This window comes from uncultured Stenotrophomonas sp. (genome assembly GCF_963519925.1).
Lineage (GTDB): Bacteria > Pseudomonadota > Gammaproteobacteria > Xanthomonadales > Xanthomonadaceae > Stenotrophomonas > Stenotrophomonas maltophilia_AE.
Genome location: NZ_CAUQPH010000085.1, coordinates 1 through 15,712 on the forward strand (window position 1 = coordinate 1; position 15,712 = coordinate 15,712).

Annotated in this window: 12 protein-coding genes; 7 read left to right on the forward strand and 5 right to left on the reverse strand. The window is 68.3% G+C overall.

Features of this window, described 5'->3' with window-relative positions; genetic code table 11:
• The 3 genes from RWO33_RS13955 to RWO33_RS13965 all read left to right on the forward strand — a co-directional run.
• Nucleotides 1–1,078 (forward strand): DNA-3-methyladenine glycosylase 2 (locus RWO33_RS13955; RefSeq protein WP_314105624.1); only part of this gene is annotated, 1,078 nt, incomplete at its 5' end.
• 4 nt (nucleotides 1,079–1,082) lie between these two features.
• Nucleotides 1,083–1,574 (forward strand): methylated-DNA--[protein]-cysteine S-methyltransferase, encoded by a 492-nt coding sequence (locus tag RWO33_RS13960; protein WP_314105626.1) that lies wholly within the window; start codon nucleotides 1,083–1,085, stop codon nucleotides 1,572–1,574.
• 52 nt (nucleotides 1,575–1,626) lie between these two features.
• On the forward strand, nucleotides 1,627–2,886 hold the full coding sequence (locus tag RWO33_RS13965) for an ectonucleotide pyrophosphatase/phosphodiesterase (protein ID WP_314105628.1): 1,260 nt from the start codon (nucleotides 1,627–1,629) through the stop codon (nucleotides 2,884–2,886).
• A gap of 110 nt (nucleotides 2,887–2,996) precedes the next feature.
• Here the strand turns inward: RWO33_RS13965 and RWO33_RS13970 are convergent, their stop codons facing one another.
• Together RWO33_RS13970 and RWO33_RS13975 are read right to left on the reverse strand one after the other, a co-directional pair.
• Nucleotides 2,997–3,179, reverse strand: coding sequence for a 30S ribosomal protein THX (locus tag RWO33_RS13970; RefSeq protein ID WP_145478188.1), 183 nt, complete (start codon nucleotides 3,177–3,179; stop codon nucleotides 2,997–2,999).
• A 108-nt stretch (nucleotides 3,180–3,287) separates the two neighbouring features.
• Nucleotides 3,288–3,701, reverse strand: coding sequence for a MerC domain-containing protein (locus RWO33_RS13975; protein WP_145478189.1), 414 nt, complete (start codon nucleotides 3,699–3,701; stop codon nucleotides 3,288–3,290).
• Nucleotides 3,702–3,856: 155 nt separating this feature from the next.
• Between RWO33_RS13975 and RWO33_RS13980 the strand changes: the two genes are divergently transcribed.
• From RWO33_RS13980 to RWO33_RS13995, 4 genes are all read left to right on the forward strand, one after another.
• Nucleotides 3,857–6,049, forward strand: coding sequence for a TonB-dependent receptor (locus tag RWO33_RS13980; protein ID WP_314105636.1), 2,193 nt, complete (start codon nucleotides 3,857–3,859; stop codon nucleotides 6,047–6,049).
• 157 nt (nucleotides 6,050–6,206) lie between these two features.
• Entirely contained in the window at nucleotides 6,207–6,773 is a 567-nt protein-coding gene (locus RWO33_RS13985) for a TetR/AcrR family transcriptional regulator (protein ID WP_145478191.1), read from the forward strand.
• Nucleotides 6,770–8,449, forward strand: a complete 1,680-nt coding sequence (locus RWO33_RS13990; RefSeq protein WP_314105638.1) for an MFS transporter — start codon at nucleotides 6,770–6,772, stop codon at nucleotides 8,447–8,449. Before RWO33_RS13985 ends, RWO33_RS13990 begins: the two co-directional genes overlap by 4 nt.
• 8 nt (nucleotides 8,450–8,457) lie before the next feature.
• Complete coding sequence (locus tag RWO33_RS13995) at nucleotides 8,458–9,624, forward strand: HlyD family secretion protein (protein ID WP_314105631.1); 1,167 nt, start codon at nucleotides 8,458–8,460, stop codon at nucleotides 9,622–9,624.
• A 210-nt stretch (nucleotides 9,625–9,834) separates the two neighbouring features.
• On the opposite strand, the gene RWO33_RS14000 is transcribed toward RWO33_RS13995, so the two are convergent.
• From RWO33_RS14000 to RWO33_RS14010, 3 genes are all read right to left on the reverse strand, one after another.
• Nucleotides 9,835–10,320 (reverse strand): Fur family transcriptional regulator, encoded by a 486-nt coding sequence (locus RWO33_RS14000; protein WP_145478193.1) that lies wholly within the window; start codon nucleotides 10,318–10,320, stop codon nucleotides 9,835–9,837.
• A gap of 14 nt (nucleotides 10,321–10,334) precedes the next feature.
• A complete protein-coding gene (gene gltX, locus RWO33_RS14005) occupies nucleotides 10,335–11,738 on the reverse strand; it encodes a glutamate--tRNA ligase (RefSeq protein ID WP_217538763.1) in 1,404 nt (467 codons plus the stop codon).
• A gap of 72 nt (nucleotides 11,739–11,810) precedes the next feature.
• Nucleotides 11,811–15,712: DUF6543 domain-containing protein (locus tag RWO33_RS14010; RefSeq protein WP_314105634.1), on the reverse strand; the 3,902-nt coding region annotated here is incomplete at its 5' end.

Below are 15,712 nucleotides of genomic sequence, written 5' to 3' on the forward strand. Positions count from 1 at the left end.
GCTGGGCGCCGCGCCGGCGCAGATCCACGCGACCCGCCGCCTGCTGCTGGCCAAGCAGCTGCTGACCGAAACCGCGCTGCCGGTGACCGACGTGGCGATGGCGGCCGGTTACAACAGCCTGCGCCGCTTCAATGCTGCTTTCCTGGACGGCTGCGGCATGCCGCCCACCGCGATCCGCCGCCAGCGTGGCGCGCTCGCCGAAGGCGCGCTGACCCTGCGCCTGGGCTACCGGCCGCCACTGGACTTCCCGGCGATGCTGGCGTTCCTGCGCCGTCGCTGCATTCCGGGCATCGAACAGATCGACGCCAGCAGCTACCAGCGCGTCATCGGCCCGGCCGATCGCCCATCGCTGATCCGGGTCAGCGCCGATCCGAAGCGACCGGAGCTGCTGCTGCAGCTGGGCCAGGTCGATCCGCGCGCGATTCCCGGGATCGTGCGCAACGTGCGACGCATCTTCGATCTCGACGCCGACCTGCGCATCGTGCACGCCACGCTCGCGCAGGACCCGGTGCTGGCACGCGGCATCGCCGCGCGACCGGGACTGCGCGTGCCCGGTGGCTGGGACGGTTTCGAGGTCGCGGTGCGCGCGGTGCTGGGCCAGCAGGTCAGCGTGGCCGCAGCGATCACCCTGGCACGGCGCGTGGTGGACCGCTTCGGCACGTCGCTGGCAGGCATGCCCGAGGGCCTGGACCGGCAGTTCCCGAGCCCGGCGCAGCTGGCCGAGGCGCCGCTCGAAGGGATCGGATTGCCGCGCACGCGCGCGTCGACGGTGCGTGCGGTGGCCACGGCGGTGGCCGAAGGCCGGCTGGATTTCGCCGCCGGCCAGCGCCTGGACCATTTCATCGAACGCTGCGTGGCGCTGCCCGGGATCGGGCCGTGGACCGCGCACTACATCGCGCTGCGCGCGCTTGCGCTGCCCGATGCCTTTCCCGCCGGCGACCTGGTGCTGCAGCAGGTGCTGGGCGGCGGTACCCGCCTGACCGAGCGTGCCACCGAGGCCCGTTCGCAGGCCTGGCGGCCCTGGCGTGCCTACGCCGTGCTGCACCTGTGGCACCTGGCCACGTCCGCTTCGGAGTAACCGCATGAACCTGCTCTACGACACTTTCGACAGCCCCATCGGCGCACTGACCGTAGCCGGCGACAGCCAGGGCATCCACCACATCCTGTTCGAGAACAACCGCTACGACGCCAAGGGTCGCGACCGCTGGCAGCGCGACGCAGCTGCGCTGCGCGAGGCGCGCGCGCAGCTGCTGCAGTTCCTGGCCGGCGAACGCACCGGGTTCGACCTGCCGTTGGCACCGCATGGCACGACGTTCCAGTTGCGGGTCTGGAAGGCGCTGGCCGACATTCCGTTCGGCGAGACCTGGAGCTACGTGCAGCTGGCGCGCCACATCGGCCACCCCACCGCGAGCCGCGCGGTAGGCGCGGCCAACGGGCGCAATCCGCTGCCGATCGTGCTGCCCTGCCACCGGGTGATCGGCAGCGGCGGTGCGCTGACCGGTTTCGGCGGCGGGCTGGAAACCAAGGCGGCGCTGCTGGCACTGGAAGCGCGCACGCAGCCGCTGTTCGCCTGACCGTGCCATTGGTTGTCTTCGCTGCGTCACTGCGGCGAACTATCATGGACGGATGATTTCCGTCCGCCTTTCGCTGGCGCTTGCCGCCGCCCTCGCGTTGACCAGCTGTGCCAGCGCCCCGTCCACGCCGCCCGCCGTGGCCGCAGCACCGACCGCCCCCACTGCGGCGCGCACGCCGAAACTGCTGCTGGTGTCGATCGATGGCCTGCGCGCGGACATGCTCGACCGCGGCATCACGCCGAACCTGTCGCGCATCGCGCACGACGGCGTGCGTGCGCGCTGGATGACGCCGTCGTATCCGTCGCTGACCTTCCCCAACCACTACACCCTCGTGACCGGGCTGCGCCCGAACCACCACGGCATCATCCACAACAGCATGCAGGAAGAGACGCTGGGCCGGTTCCAGGTGAACCTGCCCGAGGCCGTGACGGACTCGCGCTGGTGGGGCGGCGAGCCGATCTGGGTCGGCGCGGAGAAGGCCGGGGTGCGCAGCGCGACGTGGTCGTGGCCGGGCAGCGAGGCGGCCATCCAGGGCGTGCGTCCGAGCCAGTGGCGGGTGTACGACCCGAGCGTGCCGCTGTCGGCGCGGGTGGAGCAGGTGCTGGCCTGGGTGGCGCAGACCGATGCCGATGCACCGCGTCTGGTCACGCTGTACATGGAGCAGGTCGACAAGGCTGGGCACCACGACGGACCGGATTCGCCCGAGTACGAGGCGGCGATCGTGGCGGTGGACACGGCGATCGGGCAGCTGCTGGACGGGCTGGCCGCGCGGGGACTGGAGGAAGGCACGAATGTGATCGTGGTGTCCGATCACGGCATGGCCAACGTGCCGGACGGCCAGATCATCGCGGTGGAAGACATGGTCGACCCGACCATCGCCACCAATGTGTCGCAAGGCCAGTCGATCGGTTTCGCACCGTTGCCGGGCAAGCAGCGCCAGGCGGAAAAGATCCTGCTGGGTGCGCATGCGAACTACGACTGCTGGACGCGGCAGACGTTGCCGGCGCGCTGGGAATACGGCTCCAATCCGCGCATCCCGCCGATCATCTGCCAGATGCACGAAGGCTGGAACGCGCTGTATCGCTCGCGCCTGGCCAAGCGCGAGCCTGGCGACCGCGGCTCGCACGGTTACGACAACGCCCTGCCGTCAATGCGCGCGATCTTCATCGCGCGCGGCCCGTCCTTCAAGCAGGGCGCTACGTTGCCGGGCTTCGACAATGTCGACGTTTACCCATTGATGACCCGACTGCTCGGCATCCCTACCGCGCCCAACGACGGCAACCCGGAAACGCTGCTTCCTGCCCTCAGGTGATGCAGCCACGCAGGGCGTGGCTCTACGGGATGCGATGCGGTTCGACGAAGCCGGGCGCAAAAAAAACGCGGCGCAAGCGCCGCGTTTTTTCGTCGGACCGGGCTGAACGATCAGCTGGCCTTGGCGACGGCCTTCTTGGCCACTGCCTTCTTCGCCGGGGCCTTGGCCACGGTCTTCTTGGCGACCGGCGCAGCTGCGCCCACGGCCACCTTGCTCACCGCGTGCGAACGCGAATTGCCGTAGCTGGCGTTGTAGCGCTTGCCCTTGGCGGTCTTGCGGTCACCCTTACCCATGTCGTCAACTCCTTAGTCTGAAATCTGATTACCCCGTGCTGGCACGGGTTCGGCGGGCCCGTCCTTGCAGACGCCCCCGCGCACGATCGGAAAGCCTACCACAGCGCCTCAGTGCGCACAGCTCGCATCATGGACGTGGCCATGATTCAGCCGCAGGTTGACCAGATGGGCAACGCCCACCAGCACACCGCCCAGCGTCATCACCACCGCGTGCGGGACCGGCGCATGGTGCAGCGGCGCGTACAGCAGCCCCGCCCACAGCGCGCTCAGGCCCGGGATCAGGAACCCCAGCGCGCGCAGCGCCCCGTGGCGCCGGTAGCCCCACACCAGGCTGAACAGACCCAGCAGGGTCACGAAGCTGACCAACGCCAGCTCCACCCCGTCGCCCAGCCACACCGACAGGCCCAGCGACGGCGCCGCCGCCAGCAGTATCGGCAACACAGCGCAGTGCACCGCACACAGCAGCGAACCGGTGGCGCCGAAGCGATCAAGCAGATGTCGAAGACGGGGGAACAGGGGCATGACTTCCAGCAGGGTCGGCGAAACGATATGGAATAATATAACATCAATCCCGACGCGCACTCCCTCCCCCCTGCCACACCCCGGCAATACCCCCCTCCCAAGGGATTGGCGCGCCCCACCATTGATACATTGTAACAATACGACCGACGGATCCCCTGCCCATGCGCTCTTCCCGCACCCTACAGCCGCACGCCCTGTCCCTGGCGCTCGCGGCCGCCCTGCTCCCGTCGCTGGCGTTCGCCGCCGACGACGCCGCCTCGCGTGACCGCCACCTGACCGAACTTTCCGAGGTCAAGGTCACCGCCACCCCGCTGCAGGGCGATGCCGAATCGCTGGCGCGCCCGGTCGACGTGCTTGCGGGCGAACGCCTGGACGAACAGAAGGCCGGCACCCTCGGCGACACCGTGGCCAAACTGCCCGGCGTGCAGAGCACCTTCTTCGGCCCCGGCGTCGGCCGCCCGATCATCCGTGGCCAGGAAGGCCCGCGCGTGGCCGTGCTCTCCAATGGCATGGGCAACATGGATGCCTCCACGGTGAGCGCCGACCATGCCACCAGCATCGAACCGTTCCTGGCCGACCAGATCGAAGTGCTCAAGGGTCCGGCCACCCTGCTGTTCGGCAGCGGCGCCATCGGCGGCGCGGTGAATGTCGTCGACGGCCGCATCGCCCGCGACCTGCCCGACCGCCCGCTCAGCGGCCGCGCCGAACTGCGCGGCAACTCGGTCAATGACGAACGCAGCGGCATGTTCCGCCTCGACGGCGTCAACGGTAACTGGGTGCTGCACGTGGATGGCCTGGTGCGCAATGGCGATGACTACCGTATTCCCGGCTACGCCGTGATCGACGGCCTCGAAGACCACAGCGGCCACGACCACGAAGAAGGCGACACCGACGAACCGCGCCGCGGCACGCTCGACAACAGCTCCATCCGCACCCGTGCCGGCGGCGTCGGCGCCACCTGGCTCGGCGAGGGCGGCTATTTCGGTGCCTCGGCCAGCACCTACCGCACCAACTACGGCATCCCCAACGGCGCGCACGTGCATGCCGACGACGACCATGACCACGATCACGACCATGGCGACGAGGAAGAAGAAGGCGAAGAGCGTGACGTGCGCATCGACATGGTGCAGAACCGTTTCGAAGCCAAGGGTGGCATCTACAACCCGGTCTCGTTCCTGAAGAACATCAACCTGCGCACCGCCTACACCGATTACGAGCACGTGGAGCTGGAAGGCGGCACGCCGTCCACCCGCTTCACCAACCGCGGCATCGAAGGCCGCCTGGAAGCGGTGCAGCAGCAGATCGGCGGCTGGGACGGCGCCTTCGGCCTGCAGTTCGGCAACAGCGATTTCGGTGCGCGCGGCGAAGAAGCCTTCGTGCCCGACACCAACACCCGCAACCTTGGCCTGTTCGTGCTGCAGGAAAAGCAGTTCGGCCCGTTCAAGCTCGAACTCGGCGGCCGCCACGACCAGGTCAAGCTCGACCCGACCGGCGAGTACCGCGCGCGCACCTTCGACGCCACCAACCTGTCCGCCGCCGGCATCTGGAAGCTCAACGACGCGGTCGACCTGCGCTTCGGCGTGGACGGCTCCGAGCGCGCGCCGACCAACGAAGAGCTGTATGCCGCCGGCGCGCACATCGCCACCCGTTCGCTGGAAATCGGCGACGCCAACCTGAAGACCGAACGCGGCCAGCGCGTGGAACTGGGCATCCACACCCACAGCGACCGCCTCGACTTCTCCGCGTCCATCTATCAGACCAGGTTCAAGGACTTCATCTACCTGGCCGACACCGGCGTGGTGGAAAGCCTGCCGGTTCGCCTCTGGACCCAGCAGGACGCCACCTTCAAAGGCGCCGAGGCCGAAGCCCTGGTGCACCTGTTCGAAGGCAACAGCGGCGACTGGGACCTGCGCGTGTTCGGCGACTACGTGAAGGCCGAACTGGACGGCAGCGGCAGCCGCAGCGTCGACATCGCCGTGCCGCATGGCGACCACGACCACAACTACACCGTGGACCTGGCCAACAGCGGGTACCTGCCGCGTATCTCCCCGGCCCGCGTGGGCGCCGACCTGCGCTGGTCGCGCGATGGCTGGCGGGCCTCGGTGGGTGCGGTACGTTACAGCAGCCAGAAGGACACCGCGCAGAACGAAGACCCCAGCGCCGGCTACACCCTGGTCGACGCGCACTTCGCCTACCGCTGGGACCGCAGCGAGAGCAACAGCTACGAAGTTTTCCTGGACGGCAACAACCTGACCAACCGCGAGGCGCGTGCGCACACCTCGCTGCTGCGCGTCTACTCGCCCTTGCCCGGCCGTGGCGTCGCGTTCGGCATCCGCGCGTATTTCTGATCCCCACTGGGGTGCAGGGTTTGATCTTCGGGGGCCGCAAGGCCCCCGTTTTTTTGCCGGGACGCTGGCTTCACGCTTCGTTGACCAAGCACAGCGGCCTCATACCGGCACCGCCTGCCCGGCTTCCATTCCGGACATTCCTGTCCGAAACTAGCGCATGCAAAGTCAACGTGCCGATGCGGCTGCCCGCCGCGCCCTGATCCTGGATGCCGCGGACGCGGTGTTCGGGCAGCATGGCGTTACCGCGCCGCTGGACCTGGTGGTGGAAAAGGCCCAGGTCGGCCGCGCCACGCTGTACCGCAACTTCCCCGATCGCACCGCACTGATCGAAGCCCTGCTGGACCGTGCCGTGGCGCGGATTGCGCGCCAGCTCGAAAGCCTGGGCGATCGCGACGATGCCCTGTTCGAAGTGCTGCAGGGCATCGCCACGCGCATCGTGACGTCGCCGGCGCTGGCCGACTACTGGCGCGCGGTGGATGCCGACGACCCCAGCATCAAGGCCGCGCGGCAGACCGTGCAGGGGCTGCTCAAGGCGCCGATCCAGCGCGCCATCGACGCCGGGCTGTGCCGGCCGGACCTGCAGCCGGCCGACATCTCGCTCATGTCCAGCATGCTCGGCGCTGCCCTGCGCGGCAAGACCCGCGAAGAGCGTGCCCGCCTGGCCACGCGCGGCCTGCAACTGCTGCGCGCCGGACTGCAGGGACCCACCGACGGGGCCGGCTGATGGCCGACTACCTCAAGCCCGTTCCGGACTGGGAAGAGCACGAAAAGCCGACCTTGCCCGGTTCGGCCTCGATGCCCTGGCATCCGCCGCATCGCCGCGTTGCCTACGCCCTGGTGGCACTGCTGGTCGGCATCACCGGCGGCCTCGGCAATGCGCTGGTCAGCGCCAACCTGCCCTACCTGCAGGGGCAGCTCGGGCTGACCCCGGCGCAGGGCAGCTGGCTGGTGGCGGCGTATGCGATGGTCAACGTCACCGCCAACCTGCTCGCCTTCAAGTTCCGCCAGCAGTACGGCATCCGCCTGTTCGCCGAAATCGGCCTGGGCCTGTACGCCGCGCTGGCGCTGCTGCACCTGGTGGTCGGCAGTTTCGAAACCACGGTCATGCTGCGGGCCGCCAGCGGCTTTGCCGGCGCCGCCTGCAGCACGCTCGGCACCCTGTACATGCTGCAGTCGCTGCCGCGCCGCTTTACCGGCAACCTGCTGGTGATCGGGGTGGGCATCTCGCAGATGGCCGTTCCGATCGCGTGGCTGGTCTCGGCGGGGCTGGTGGACACCGGCCAGTGGCACAACCTGTACCTGTTCGAGGCGGGTCTGGCGTTGTGCGCGTTCGCCGCGGTGGTGCTGCTGAAACTTCCGCCCGGCGTGCAGATCAAGGCCTTCGAGCCGATGGACTTCCTGACCTTCGCGCTGCTGGCGCCGGCGGTCGGGCTGCTGGTAGTGGTGCTGGCGCAGGGCTACGTGCGCTGGTGGCTGGACACCCCGTGGCTGGGCTGGGCGCTGGTAGCCTCGATCGCCCTGGCCACCACCGGGTTCCTGATCGAGCACTACCGGCGCAACCCGTTGCTGCAGACCCGCTGGCTGACCAGCCTGCCGGTGCTGCATTTCATCGTCGGTGCGTTCCTGATCCGTTTCCTCACCACCGAACAGTCCTACGGCGTGGTCGGTCTGATGCGCCAGCTGGGCATGGGGCCGGACCAGATGCGGCCACTGTTCGCGGTGATCCTGGCCGGGGTGATCTGTGGCATTGCGGCCAGCTCCCTCACCTTCGGCCCGAAGCGGATCATCCCGCAGCTGCTGATGGCGATCCTGCTGCTGGGCAGTGCGGCCCTGCTTGACCAGAGCCGCACCAGCCAGGACCGCCCGCACGACTTCTTCGTCAGCCAGTTCCTGGCCTCGATGGGCGCGGGCATGTTCATGGGCCCGCTGATCATGCTTGGCATCACCCAGGCGCTGAAGCAGGGCGTGGACCACATGATCACCTTCCTGGTCACCCTGTCGATCACCCAGACCCTGGGCGGGTTGGCCGGCTCGGCGGTACTGGGCACGTACCAGCTGCACCGCGAGCAGGTCTATTCCAGCGCGCTGGTCAGCCAGCTCGACCCGGCCGATGGCGTGGTCGCGCAGCGCATGAAACTGCAGCAGCAGCTCTACGCACCGCTGTTGACCGACCCGGTGCAGCGCAGCGCGCAGGGCACCGCGCAGCTGGCGCAGATCACCCGCCGCGAAGCCAACGTGCGCGGTTTCAATGACGTGTTCTCGCTCAGCGGCCGGGTCGCGCTCGGCTTCCTGTGCTGGCTGCTGCTGTTGTCGGTCCGCACCGCCGTGCTCAAGCAATGGCGCAAACGGCACCCGCCTGCCCTTACCCCCCTCACGCCTACGGGCGTCGACCCTCGATGAGTCCCGATATGCCCACCCCACCGCCGCGTGACGACGCGCCCGAGAACGTCAATCCCGCACCGCCCACCGATGCCGCGCCGGCCGCCACCGGTGCTGCGGCCGCTCCGGCTGCGCCCAGCGCGCCGAAGTACCTCAAGCCCAGCGCGCGCAGCGTGGTGGTGATGATCGTGGTGGCGCTGCTGGGCATCGCATTGATCCTGCGCGCGTGGTCGCTGTGGCCGTTCAACACCACGTGGGTCAGCACCGACAACGCTTACGTGCGTGGCCAGATCACCGTGCTGGCGCCGCAGGTGAACGGCTACGTGACCGAGGTGTTGGTCAAGGACTTCCAGCACGTCAAACAGGGCGAGCCCCTGCTGCGCATCGACGACCGCATCTACAAGGAAAAGGTGGCGCAGGCGCAGGCGAACCTGGACAGCGCGGTGGCCGCGCTGGCCAACTCCGACCAGGCGCAGGCGCAGAACCGCGCGCAGATCGGCGCGGCCCGGGCCGCGCTGTCGGCAGGCCAATCGGAGCTTGCGCGGTCGCGCAACGAGCTCAAGCGCTACGAAGAACTCGCCGACCAGCAGCTGGTGGCACTCAACGACCGCGACAAGTTCCGCACCAGCGCGCAGGCCGCGCAGTCATCGGTGCAGCAGTCGCAGGCGCAGATCCGCATCGCCGAGGAAACCCTGACCTCCACCCAGGTGGCGCGCAAGGGCCTGGAAGCAGGCGTGGAAACGGCAAAAGCGCAGCTGGAGCTGGCACGGATCGACCTGGCCAACACGGTCATCCACGCCCCGCGCGACGGGCAGGTCAGTGAAGCGTCGGTGCGGCTGGGCCAGTACGTCACCGCCGGTTCGCAGCTGCTGTTCCTGGTGCCGGACACGCTGTGGGTAGTGGCCAATTTCAAGGAAGGCCAGACCTGGAAGATGCGCATCGGCCAGGAGGCCAGCTTCTCGGTGGACGCCTTCGACGGTGAGCGCCTGAGCGGGCGGGTGGAGCAGATCGCCCCGGCGACCGGCTCGGAGTTCAGCGTGCTGCGTCCGGATAACGCCAGCGGCAACTTCACCAAAGTGGTGCAGCGGCTGCCGGTGCGGATCGCAATCGACCCGGATCAGGAACTGGCGCCGCGCCTGCGCCCGGGCATGTCGGTGGTGGTGCGGGTGAACACCGCCTCAACCCCGGACCGGTAGGGTCGGTTCCCGAACGACCGCCGACCCGGTTGATCGGCACTTGGACGCATGACCCGGGCCGGAGCCGCGCCTTCGTTGCAGGTCATGCGTTACCGGACCCTGCACCTTTATCGGCGGTCGTTCGGGAACCGACCCTACCGTCAGCGCAGCGTCTTCATCATTACCGGCGCGACCGGCGCCGTGCTGCCGATCAACCCGCAGGCAGCTGCATCACCCCGCGCAGCGGGCGCAGAGTCCGTGCACTTCCAGCGTCTGCGCCTGCGGCTGGAAGCCCAGCTCCTTGGCGCGCTTTTCCAGCTGGCTGACGATGTCGCGGTCTTCCAGCTCCACCGCACTGTGGCAGCTGTTGCAGATCAGGAACGGCACCGAGTGCTGCGCGCTGCTGGGGTGGTGGCAGGCCACGAAGGCATTCACCGATTCCAGCTTGTGCACGAAGCCATTCGCCATCAGGAAATCCAGCGCGCGGTACACCGTGGGCGGGGCATCGGCGCCCACGCCCTTGCCGTTGCGCACCCATTCCAGCAGCTCGTAGGCCTTCACCGGCTTGCCGGCCTCGGCGATCAGGCGCAGCACGTTGGCGCGGATCGGCGTCAGCCGCAGTCCGCGCTCCGTGCACACGCGCTCCACCACCTTCACGAAGTCCGAAGCGTCGTGAACGTGATGGTGTGGGGCGGTACAAGCGGTCTTGGCGGACATGCGGTCTCCTGTGGTCAGGCCGTCGGTACTTTAGTAAGTGCGACGTCGATGCGTTTCAAGGCCTCTTCACGCCCGGCCAGGAACACGGTCTGGGAAATGTCCGGGCTGACCTGGGTGCCGGTGATGGCCACGCGCAGCGGCTGGGCGACCTTGCCCATGCCGATCTCCAGCGCGGTGGCCACGTCATGCAGGGCCACCGACACGCTTTCTGCGGTCCACTCGCTCGCCGCAGCCAGCAGCTCACGGGCCTTGCCCAGCGCCAGTTCCGCGCCCGGCTTGAAGTGCTTGGCCACCGCCGCCTCGTCGTATTCGACCAGCGGCTGGTACCAGACCACCGCCTTCTCGGCCATTTCCTTCAGCGTCTGCACGCGGTCGCGCAGCGCCACTACCACGTCAGCCGGGGCCGGGCCGGCGCCCAGGTCCAGGCCCAGCTTGTTCAGCTGGTAGACCAGGTGCGGGGCGATGTCGGCGGGGTTTTCGGTCTTCAGGAAGTGCTGGTTGACCCAGCCCAGCTTGGCCATGTCCAGGCGCGAGGCCTTGGAATTGCAGTTGGTCACATCGAACAGGTCGATCAGCTCCTGGCGGCTGAACAGCTCCTGGTCGCCATGCGACCAGCCCAGCCGGGCCAGGTAGCTCAGCAGCGCGTCGGGCAGGTAGCCGGCGTCCTTGTACTGCATCACGTCGGCCGCACCGGTGCGCTTGGACAGCTTGGCGCCCTGCTCGTCCAGGATCATCGGCATGTGGCCGAACTTCGGCACCGGGGCGCCGATGCCTTCGTATAGATTGATCTGGCGCGGGGTGTTGTTGATGTGGTCGTCGCCGCGGATGACCTCGGAAATGCGCATGTCCCAGTCGTCCACCACCACCGCGAAGTTGTAGGTGGGGAAGCCGTCCGGGCGGAAGATCACCATGTCATCCAGCTCGCTGTTGGCGATCTCGATGCGGCCCTTGATCAGGTCGTCGAACACGACCGTGCCTTCCAGCGGGTTCTTGAAGCGGATCACCCGGTTCGGATCGTCGCGGTACGGCAGGTTCAGTTCGCGCGCGGCGCCGTTATAGCGGGGCTTTTCCTGCTTCGCCATGGCCGCCTCGCGCATCGCATCGAGCTCCTCGCGGGTCTCGTAGGCGTAATAGGCCTTGCCGTCGGCGATCAGCTGCTCGGCCACTTCTTTGTACCGCGCCACGCGCTGGGTCTGGTAGATCGGGCCTTCGTCGTAGTTCAGGCCCAGCCACTCCATCGCCTCCAGGATCGCGTCGATGGCGCCCTGGGTGCTGCGTTCACGGTCGGTATCCTCGATGCGCAGCACGAATTCCCCGCCACGGTGGCGCGCCTCCAGCCAGCAGTACAGCGCCGTGCGGGCGCCGCCAATGTGCAGGTAGCCGGTTGGACTGGGGGCGAAACGGGTGCGGCAGGTCATGGGGGGCTCGGGAGAACGGGAATCGGGACGATTTTACCTGCCCCCGGCCGGCATTGGGGGCCGGGGCGTTCATCAGATCCCACCCGCCGGCCGGACGTGCTCGTACAGCGCGGTCCAGCCGCGCGCGGCGGCCTGTTCCTGCATCCTCTCCGGGTGGATCTGGCGCAGGTGGAACTGCATCCGCTGGCTGCCTGGGGTCGGGATCGCGCCGTACATTTCAGCCAGCGTCTCGGCGTTGGCATCGCCCAGGGTCCGTGACGACAGCCGGCTGAAATAGCGCGACCCGAACAGGTTGTTCACCCACTGGTTGAAGCGCGAGAGCTTCTTGAACACCATCAGCCCGAAGTTGGGATCGTAGAGCAGGTATTCGCGCCGCCCGTTGTCCAGCACATTCACGCCGCAGGCCATGCTGTGCTGGGTTCCGCTGAAGACGAAATGGCTGCTGCGCGCGGTGTTGGCAAAGAAATCTGCCAGTGCATCGACGTGGATCAACGATGCCGCCGACATCGAGCCAGGCTGCAGGGCCGCGCCTTGCGCGTCGCGGATGAGCGCACGCACTGCAGCGGCAGCGGGGCTGTCGGGCTCCCGGATCGCCTGGCGCAGGTGCTCCAGTACATGGATTTCTTCACCCTGCCCCATCGCCGTGGCCACGATCCGCGACAACCCGGTGCACATGCCCGCTGCGGATAGACCGGGCCCTTCCGCAAGCAGGCCCTGGGAGGCCTGGAGGAACTGTCCACCGGCGATGTACACCGAGTCGTGCACCACCTCGTTGACAACCGTATAGCGCTCGGCACGCAGCGTACTGTCCAGCCGCTCGATGATCACCGACAGCGCACCCTGCTGCACCGGATCGAGATGGCCTGACACGAACAGCTCTTTCATCTGCTCCAGTGAGGCGCTGTCGCGCGCCTGTTCCGGGGTCATCACCCGCTCCCAGTGATTCACCCCCCACTGGAAATCCTGCGAGCTGCTGTCCACCGAATGGGAATGCGTGCGTTCAACCAGCGAATTCAACGAACCTCGATAGCTGCGTTCCACCGATTGCCTGCGCTTGCTGGATCGGCTGATCGGTGCGCCGCCGCGCAGGCCGACGTCGCTGTGGGGTTCCCACGCACCGTCTGCATTCAGCCGTACCGGTTGGTGGTAGAAGCTGCCCGGCTGCGGATTCTGCAGCCGCCAGGTGCCATGGGTCCGGTCGAAGGCCACCTCATATGAGTTCCCGCCCTGATGGATGTATCGCTTGCCCAGGTAGTCGTGCACGCCATTGTCCGCGGCGCGCGATCCAGAAAGCGCCACGGGGCGGGCGTAACGCTCGGCCAGGTGCGCCAGCGGATCATCCACCTGCTCCCATGCTGCCGTCTGTATCTCCGGTTGCAGTCGTGAACCATCGCGCGCGGCCACCGCCGCCAGCCGCGCGGTGCCCAGCGGCGCCGACAAGGCCAGGCCCACGGCACCGCCGACTGCCGTGCCGGCGCCGGCACGACGCTGCTCAGGCGTATCGCCGTCGACCATCTGTTCCACACCTCCCCCCAGCTGCACGGCCGACAGTACTGCCACCACCGGCAGCGTCTCGGGCACCAACAGGGCAACCAGGCCCATCGCCTGCTCACAGCGTTCCAGCCGCGGCATCCAGCGGCGCCGGAATGCCTCCCACTCTGAGGTCATCAACGTCTGTGCATCACGACGCGCGCGTTGCCGCAGCCGCGCGACCAATGCCTGCGACACCTCGCCGCTGATCGGCACCACCGCGCCGCCGTGTCCGAAGATCGCCTGGGTGCCGGCACCCAGTGCGGTATGCACGCCGTTGGACATCCAGCCGTCCTGCAGGTCGGCCAGGTCGAACGCGGTCTCCAGCCATTGCCGCCCGGCGTCGGTGCCCGCCGCGCGTTCGATCCAGCCCATCATGTCGGCCCCGCTGGCGAACTCATGGAAGCGGTTGCGGTCGTTGGGGAAGTACAGCAGAACCTCCGGCCCCACCTCGTCGGCGACGTGCAGCACGGTCGAGGCGATGCCATGGACCTGCAGCCAGCCGATGCGCACACCGGCACGCGCAACCGGCCGGTACGCCGGATCTTGCGACTCGGCCGCGGTCATTGTGCCGAACACACCAAGGGCCAGCTGCATGCCGCGCGCGGACAGCGATCCGTCGGCATGCTGTTGCGCGCAGCCGTACAGGTAACCGCCGCGCAAGGTGGTGAGTACGGCCGGTGCATGCTGCTGCCAGAACCGGTCCAGCGCGCGCAGGTAGTCACCCTGCACATCCAGTTCGCGCGCCATCGACAACAGCTGTGATGCGTCCAGCCCCACCACCTCGCTGTTCTCGTCGAAAACCGCGCTGTCGCTGCTGGTGTACAGGCCCAGCAGGTGCCCGGGGGTATCGTCAAAGCCCGCCGCGCGGGTCATCGCACAGTCGGCGAAGCTGGCCGCCGCCTGCTTCTGCGCCCGGTTGTGGACCCACCCGCTACGCGTCTGGTCGTTTGGATACCCGTCCGTGAAGGACACGATGTAACAACAGCTGCTGTCGAACGCGGTGCGGTAACGGCGCATGATTTCGTCATCCAGGCGCTGTTGCACGAACGGGACCAGCAGGGGATAGGCGTGCTCGACCAGGCTGCGGCCGGCACTGAGCGCGTGCAGCCAGCGCGCGCCGTCCATGCCGGCATTGCGCAGCGCGCCCGGCGTGCCCGGCGGAAAGCGCGCCGTCCAGTGCGCCGCGCTGCGCGCGTTCAGACCGTCCATGTCCAGCGCGGCCAGCTCGCCTGCCGCGGCCAGCACCGGCACGGGAACCGGCAGGTACGGCAGGGCCAGCGCCGAATCGAGCGCATTGAAGGCCTCTCGGATTTGCCATGGCGATGACAGGCCGGCGGCGCGCAGCTGCGCATGCCGCAGCTCCAGCGCCTGCATGAACAAGGCCCAGCGGAAGTCGCCGTCGATCCCGTAGGCCTTCACCACCGGCAGCGCGCCCTGCTGCCAGCGGGCGTGCTCGTTGACCGCCACGCGCACCGGCAACTGGTGACGCACCTCGTCGGCAAGCTGCTGCAGCGCGGCGTCGCTGCTGTTGAACGCCTCGATCAACGGAATCCGGGTGGTGCTGATCACCACCGTGATCGGCGCCTGCGGCGACGCCGCCGCCTGCGCGGTGACCAGCAGCACCCCGTGCAGCGGAACCGCATGGCCCCGGTCGTTGGCGGCCAGCGCGTGCACGTCGATCTGCCAGCCCGGCAGGGCCAGCGCGCGGCCGTTGGCTGCTTCGGCAAGATCGAAACGGGCCGGGAAGTCGGTCAGCACCTTGACCGCTGCGGCCGCTTCGTCACCGAGCTGGCCCGCTGCGTTCAACAGCACCGCCGTGCCCGCAAGACGCCGGCCGATGCCCGATACGAACCCTTCCGAACCCGGCGTCGGTCGACCATGCCAGGCCTGTTCGAGACACGTGTCGTAGCGGCGACGGAAAGCGCCCAGATAATCGCGTCCCTGCACTTTTCTGAATTCATCGAGGGTCAGCTCTCGGCACTCCTGCACCGGAAAGTAGGTTCCCGGTACGCAGCGGTAATAGAGCCCGGCGTGACCCGTGTCGGCGTCGACCGGCAGCAGTGCCGCGCCCACCAGGGTGTGGGTCCTGACCAGCCCGCTGCGTACCCGCCGGCCGGGCGGGAGCAGCCGGTGCTGGTTGCGGAACAACGCGCCGGGCGGGCGCAGCTGGCCGGCTTCCCAGGCGCGCCACTGCTGGCTGACCTGGAAGGTATTGAGGTAGATCGTGGTGGGGTCGATCACCTGGCCGGTAACGTTGAGCAGCTCGGCTGCGACCTGCCGCGCGAGGTCGGTGTCGAGGTTCGGCAGCGCGGCGGCGGACAGGGTCAGCGCCCGCTCCGAGGCCACCACGTGGCGCCAGGCCGCGGTCAGGCGCTGGTGCTGCTCGCTGGCGTTGCGCCCCATCGACTGCACCCAGGTCAGCATGCGCGACCGCGTTACCG